Genomic DNA, 5200 nt, shown 5'->3' on the forward strand with positions numbered 1-5200 from the left:
CACTTTAATTGTGAATAAAGAGTAGAAAGCGCGGCTTAAGTAAGCCGCGCTTTTTTGTTTGTTTAGTGCGAGATTTTGATTAGTAACTTGTTTTTGGACAAAAGCGTGTTAGATTAAATACTCTAAAGACGAATTTTAGCTGTGAGTCTAAGTTAGTTACCAGGGCCTTCAGCGGCTTTAATTTTCTCCGCCCCTGTTATTCATTCTGTTTAGGTGTCAACATAACGCATTTGAGCTTAGGTTTATCTGTTGGTGAAACTTTTTGATTTTGAAAACTCCCCGGCATCCCGAACGGCCTTTTAACTGGATTTATTCAGGTTTGATAAAAAACTACTTTAAGTTCCAAGTTTGACCCAACTGTAACGCCGAATGACGACCTGATTCAACCAATAAAGAAATTCCAAAGCCTTCAAACTAAAAACTTGAAAGAGGAGTAAGTTAACCTAATAATATACCAATAAAATGGAAATTTTTTAGACCCTCTACATGAAAGTAATAACAAAACTAAAACTGAATAACTTTAAGCGCTTTTCTGAATTTGAAGTTAACTTCTCAGAAAATATTAACCTACTAATTGGTGACAACGAAGCTGGCAAGAGCAGCATACTTACCGCTATTGAACTTGTGCTAAGCGGCAGTAAGTCAAAAATCGAGTCGATTGGGCTAGAAAACATATTCAACAAGCAAGTTATTAATGAATTTCTAGCTTCTGATAAAAAAATCGAAGACCTACCAGTTTTATATGCAGAGCTTTACTTAAACGAACAAAATAACCCCAGCCTCAATGGCAAAGTAAATACATGCAGAGTTGTATCCGATGGTTTAAGCCTAGTATGCGAACCTAACGAAGAATTAACACATGAAATTTCAGAAGTATTAGCTCAAGACTCTGACAATTTTCCATTTGAATATTACGCAGTACGATTCACAACATTTGCTGGAGAAGGCTACACCGGTTATAGAAAGTTTATTAAGCACTTATCACTCGATAACACTCAAATAAACAATGAATATGCGACTAGAGAGTACATAAAAACCGTATACGAAAGCTACGTCGAACAGGCTGAGCGTATTAAGTTAAAAAATGAATACCGACAACAAAAGTCAGCATTTAAAAATGAAAACCTTAAAGCTATAAACGACACATTAAGTGAATATCAATTTTCAATTCGAAGTGGCAGCAAATCTAACTTAGAAACCGACATAAACATTGTCGAAGACGATGTGCCAATCGAAAATAAAGGCAAAGGCAAGCAATGTTTTATCAAAACAGAGTTCGCTTTAAAGCCATATAACGAAGATCAAAAATTAGATGTTTTGCTACTTGAAGAACCTGAAAACCACTTAAGTCACTCCAATATGAAACGACTCATTAACCGCATTTCAGAGTCGCAGGCCAAACAAATATTTATAGCTACCCATAGCAGCTTGATTAGCACAAGACTGGATCTTAGAAACTCAATATTGCTCAACAGCAATAGTATTATGCCTTTAACCATGACGGATTTACCTGAAGATACTGCTAAATTCTTTATGAAAGCGCCTGATAACAATATTTTAGAACTTATTTTGTCTTCGAAAGTTATTTTAGTAGAAGGTGATGCCGAATATATTTTGCTTGATTCGATGTATACTAAGGCAACAGCCTCGACTTTAGAAGCTGATGATATTCACGTTATTTCAGTCGGTGGAACAAGCTTCAAGAGATATTTAGACATAGCTAAATTACTCAACATCAGAACAGCCGTAATCAGAGACAACGACGGCGATTTCCAATCAAACTGTGTAGATAACTACGTCGATTACAACGAACCTAACATTTCAGTTTTTTCTGATAACAACAATAATAATAAAACATTTGAAATATGCTTATATAACGATAATCAAGCTACCTGCGACGCTTTATGGCTCGCTGACAGGATTACTTTAACTGTTCAAGAGTTTATGCTTAAAAATAAAGCAGACTGTGCGTTTGAGCTTTTAGACAAGAAAGCTGATGAACTTGTTCCACCTAACTATATTGAGCAGGCTTTTCAATGGATAAACGAGTAATATTCGCCGTAGCAGGCTCTGGTAAAACTGAGAAAATCATTAGAGAGCTGTCGCCAGATTCAAGAACCCTGCTAATAACGTATACAGAAAACAACCTTTTGAACTTGAAAAAACGGGTTTTACAAAAATTTGGAGAAATACCAAATTCAATAAAGATTTACTCATATTTCCAATTCCTTTACTCTTTTTGCGTTCGTCCATTGCTTGGTCACGAGATAAAACTCAAAGGAATTAATTGGAAGGTTCCCCCGCAGTCCACTATGAAACTTAAAAGAGACAATCTAAAGTTTTACTGTGACCCACATAATCGTTTGTATTCCAACAGAATAGCCAAACTGATAGAACAAGCTGACATAGTCGATGAGGTAAAGCAGCGAATTGAAAAGTATTTTAACACCATTTGTATTGATGAGATTCAGGACTTTGGCGGACATGACTTTAACTTACTAAAGTTATTGGCATCAGCGGATGTTAATCAACTGCTAGTTGGAGATTATTACCAGCACACCTTTGATACAAGTAGAGACGGAGTGGTTAATAAAAATCTTCATAACGATTACGAAAAGTACAAACAACAGTTTGCTCAAAGCGGTTTCACTGTAGATGAAGAATCACTTTCCAATAGTTTCCGATGTAGCCCCACCGTATGTGAATTCGTTACCAGTTCTCTACTAATTAATATTGGCTCTCACAGAGACGACGACACAACTGTAGAATTTATCGAGTGTGAAGAGCGCATTACACAGCTTTTCACCTGCTCTCAGACAATCAAATTGTTTTACCAAGCAAGTAATAAGTATCATGGTTTTACAGAAAACTGGGGGGCTACTAAGGGTGAGGATAAATATGGCGATGTTTGTGTCGTATTGAATCAAACTTCGTTAAAACTATTTCAAAGTGGCAAACTACATGAGCTAAACCCTCAGACAAAAAACAAGTTATATGTTGCTTGTACAAGAGCCAAAAACAACCTTTATTTAGTTCCTGAGCCTCTAGTAAAAGGTTATAAACTATCCTAACAATCTATGTTTCTTAAAGTCTGTTTAAGTAATATCCCAAAGCTGAGTTTAGTTCGGCTTTCCTGTATAATTTGCGCCGCAAATTCGCCTGAATAAAATCAGTTCACCCCTAAGCAAAAAGCAGCACTAGGTACACCTAAAAAAGTGATTGATGAAATGGCATCAACTGCCACTAAGCAGGGTGAAATGATAGAAGTTGAAACCACGGAAAGTGCTGCGCGTGATGGATTCATAAGTATGGGCTGTCCAAAACTATTGAATCCAACAATTTTAGCCGCTTAGTCACAACTTCCTACTTATTCCAAATCCTTAGCTCCAACTTCCTGTGCCCTTGCAAACAACGCTAGGTACTTCCCTTTTTGTACTTCTCCCTTTTCATTAAACTCTTTAATCAATAAGTACGGGTTATAGATCAAAACATACTGGTAATCGCCTAGTGGCCCAGCTTCAACATTTATAAAACCAAGCTCCGCTAGCTTCGCCATCCTGCCATTCCAAGTTGTTACAGCTCGCTGGCTAGCAAAGCCCGACTCAGAAGCTAATTGGAGTGGATTTTTAATTTCAATGAAAGATTCATCGAATACACGACACCACAATGTTAAATATGTTTGAAATACAGGCTTCCCCTTATCAGCTAAGTCATCCATTATTTGAGCTAGCAATGGGAATGTTCTAGGCAGTGTGGTGTAACCATCATTCTTTGTTCTATCCCACAGCCTAGACTCATCAACTTTACCCCATACCTGCTCTCGTAAAGCTAACTTTTGTTTCTTAACCTTGGTAGCTCTAGTTGTTTTTTGCTTTTCGTTCATAACATACCCCACAAATTAAATTGGTGTTGCTGGCTTGTTTTCAGATTTAGGTTTGGAAGCTAAACCATTGCTTGCTACATTTATTGTTAAGTTTTGGACGCCTAACTTATAGCGGCACAACCAAGCCAGCAGTTATAAAAGTTTGTCTAGGTGGAATAGTTTTGGACACTTCCCGCAATTTCTGCTTTTTTGTTTGTAGCTTTGGACACCACATTTAACAGGCTTTTGCTCTGGCAACCTTTTATGACTACAGTATCCTGCAAAAAAACCTAAATATCAAAGACTTAATAATATTCAGGGGTGTTTTGAGATTTTCTAAAAGCTCATAAATAACATTTTAAGTGTAATATATATTACACCTCAACACTCTTATTGTAACCGTCATTACCTTTTGTTTTTTAGTTCTTATTTAAGTTTAATTGAATCAAATGCTTAAATAGGTTTTACGTGCTCATTGTGCTCCATGTGCTCGCTGGTGCTTAGCGTGCTCCAAGTGCTCTTGGTGCTCATGGGGTTGTTAGGGGGAGAAGCCCCTTACTAGGTGTGAATTTTTTTACATTAAGTCTTGAGCTTTTAGGCTCATACTATCGCTTTTCACCAACAATAAAATAATCTCATACTTTAATTTCAAGCATTGCTACTGCTTCTACAATCTTCTGAACGTATATCTTCCTTGCTTAGCGTTGGCTCACCTGCTGGGTGGTTGTGGACTAATTTGATTGACGGTGCACTAATTTGGTTCAGTTGATGATCCATTGTTTGATTTTCATACTGAACAAAAAATAAAAACCGAGTGTTACCTGTCACTCGAAAAGTTTTATAGAGCCTTAAAAACAAGTGACCTTAAAACTTAATCCTAAATCAGTTAGGTGCAGAAGCAATGTGCAAGTTTTGCACTTTGCTAACTTGTTAAGGGGCAAAAACAAGTTACAGTTACTTACTTTTTAACATATGAAAAACTATCAGATTCGATTGAGTCACTCAACCAAACCTGACAGCATTGCATTAACTAACTCAGCTTAAAGCGTCATTACGATTCGGCCTGTGATATCGCCTTTTAGCATGTCGTCAAAAATATCGTTGATATCTTCGAGGCGTTTTTCTTCAATAATGGCTTTAACCTTACCTTTGGCTGCAAAGTCTAAGCATTCTTGTAAGTCTTTACGCGTACCAACGATAGAGCCTACCACAGACACACCATTTAACACGGTATCGAAAATTGGCAATGGCATATCTTCAGGTGGTAAACCTACAAGCACGCATTTACCGCCACGGCGCACGCTTTTATAAGCTTGCTCAAAACCGGGTTTTGAAACA

The 5200-nt window shown here is 37.1% G+C and carries 6 protein-coding genes; 2 read left to right on the forward strand and 4 right to left on the reverse strand.

What is annotated here, in order from left to right:
- The first annotated feature begins 486 nt into the window (after window positions 1-486).
- Both ACN0WY_RS17425 and ACN0WY_RS17430 read left to right on the forward strand, forming a co-directional pair.
- Window positions 487-2052, forward strand: coding sequence for an ATP-dependent nuclease (locus tag ACN0WY_RS17425; protein ID WP_417801203.1), 1566 nt, complete (start codon window positions 487-489; stop codon window positions 2050-2052).
- Window positions 2037-3071: a UvrD-helicase domain-containing protein gene (locus ACN0WY_RS17430; RefSeq protein ID WP_417801204.1), complete on the forward strand. Its 1035-nt coding sequence runs from the start codon at window positions 2037-2039 to the stop codon at window positions 3069-3071. The genes ACN0WY_RS17425 and ACN0WY_RS17430 overlap by 16 nt, the downstream gene beginning before the upstream one ends.
- A 98-nt stretch (window positions 3072-3169) precedes the next feature.
- Here the strand turns inward: ACN0WY_RS17430 and ACN0WY_RS17435 are convergent, their stop codons facing one another.
- From ACN0WY_RS17435 to ACN0WY_RS17450, 4 genes are all read right to left on the reverse strand, one after another.
- Window positions 3170-3304: a hypothetical protein gene (locus ACN0WY_RS17435; protein WP_417801205.1), complete on the reverse strand. Its 135-nt coding sequence runs from the start codon at window positions 3302-3304 to the stop codon at window positions 3170-3172.
- Window positions 3305-3367: 63 nt separating this feature from the next.
- Window positions 3368-3883, reverse strand: coding sequence for a hypothetical protein (locus ACN0WY_RS17440; protein ID WP_417801206.1), 516 nt, complete (start codon window positions 3881-3883; stop codon window positions 3368-3370).
- Between the two features lie 627 nt (window positions 3884-4510).
- A complete protein-coding gene (locus ACN0WY_RS17445; RefSeq protein WP_417801207.1) occupies window positions 4511-4639 on the reverse strand; it encodes a JAB domain-containing protein in 129 nt (42 codons plus the stop codon).
- A 263-nt stretch (window positions 4640-4902) separates the two neighbouring features.
- Window positions 4903-5200: zinc-binding dehydrogenase (locus ACN0WY_RS17450; protein ID WP_417801208.1), on the reverse strand; the 298-nt coding region annotated here is incomplete at its 5' end.

This window comes from Tenacibaculum sp., assembly GCF_048269885.1.
Lineage (GTDB): Bacteria > Bacteroidota > Bacteroidia > Flavobacteriales > Flavobacteriaceae > Polaribacter.